This is a genomic window from Pseudomonas sp. BS-2016 (assembly GCF_001806145.1).
In the GTDB taxonomy this organism is placed as follows: Bacteria; Pseudomonadota; Gammaproteobacteria; order Pseudomonadales; family Pseudomonadaceae; genus Aquipseudomonas; species Aquipseudomonas lundensis.
The window spans coordinates 1-1080 of sequence record NZ_MLCT01000040.1 but is presented as its reverse complement, the minus strand read 5'-3'; the positions used below and the strand labels follow the sequence as shown (position 1 = coordinate 1080).

General features: G+C 55.4%; 2 protein-coding genes. Both read left to right on the top strand.

The window, feature by feature from the left end; translation table 11 throughout:
• The first annotated feature begins 2 nt into the window (after positions 1-2).
• Positions 3-362: a phage tail terminator-like protein gene (locus tag BKD70_RS21950; protein WP_047300157.1), complete on the top strand. Its 360-nt coding sequence runs from the start codon at positions 3-5 to the stop codon at positions 360-362.
• An 18-nt stretch (positions 363-380) separates the two neighbouring features.
• Complete coding sequence (locus BKD70_RS21945) at positions 381-959, top strand: hypothetical protein (RefSeq protein ID WP_047279248.1); 579 nt, start codon at positions 381-383, stop codon at positions 957-959.
• Positions 960-1080: the final 121 nt, after the last annotated feature.

Here is a 1080-nt window from a genome sequence, read left to right as displayed (position 1 = left end):
GAATGACTCAATGGACTGGAATCCCTGCAAGTGATGTTGATTACCCCAACTCGCCGCAGCCCTTCAATCCTGCTGGGCGGGCGATATGGGCGCGATTGGCGGATATTCCTGCGCTGTCCTCAACCCCTGAAATTGGCTTAAGCCCGAAGGTGCGCCGTACAGGGTTGATCGTCGTTCAACTGTTTGTCCCGAGTTATAAGGGCACGCTGACCATTACGCGGGCCGCAGACGCGCTCGTCCAGCACTTCGAGTTTTTCAGTGAAGCTGGCTTTGACTGCTACGCGGCATCGGCTACGACTGTCGGCGATGACGGCAACGGCTGGTATCAGGTCAACATCCAAATTCCTTACCGGGCCTACTGAGGTCTCTGGAGAGCATCAATGCAAAGCAATGACTACGTACCTGGTATGGCCGGCCTAATGGTCAACCTGAAGACGGGCGAGTTCGAACTGAACAGCTCCAAACTACAGGTGGGGATGCTTCCAAGCGATCCGCAGCAGATCACCATCACAGCCGGCGAGTGGCCCGACAACGAACTGCCCTCCAATGCAATCGAGCGCTATGCCTTCATTGGTGCCGAGCTGGAGAAGATCCCGGCAGATTTCCGCGAAAGTGCAGAGTTCACGACAGAGGACTTCTCGTTTGATCGTGATGGCTCCGACTACCGCACCACGCTGACCTATGCTCGCCAAGAAACTCAGGATGAGGCCAAGGCTCGTCATGAGAAGACTAAGGCGGCTGGCACGCGCATCAGCCTGGTAGGCGGTGTTCTGAGCATCTCGCACGATGGAGTTCTGCGCACTCAGATTGACGGCGTGCAAAGGGATGAGAAGCCTGCTCCGTTCATCATTATCGATGGTGTCATGTACATCAACGGTGCTTGTATCAAGGAGGCTTCGATAGAGGGAAGCCTCCCCGTGATCTATACGCTCAAAGCCCGAGCGCTCAACGGTTATTAACCTAAACCCCAGTTTGAAAGCAGGCCGCCATTGGGCGGTTTTTTTACGCCTATCGATAGGAGAAGCACCCAATGAGTTCAGGCGCCAAGAACAGAACGGCCTACGTCGAAGAGGTGACGCA

Coding starts and splice junctions, on each gene's coding strand:
- BKD70_RS21950 (WP_047300157.1), top strand. CDS start 3: ATGACTCAATGGACTGGAATCCCTGCAAGTGATGTTGATTACCCCAAC.
- BKD70_RS21945 (WP_047279248.1), top strand. CDS start 381: ATGCAAAGCAATGACTACGTACCTGGTATGGCCGGCCTAATGGTCAAC.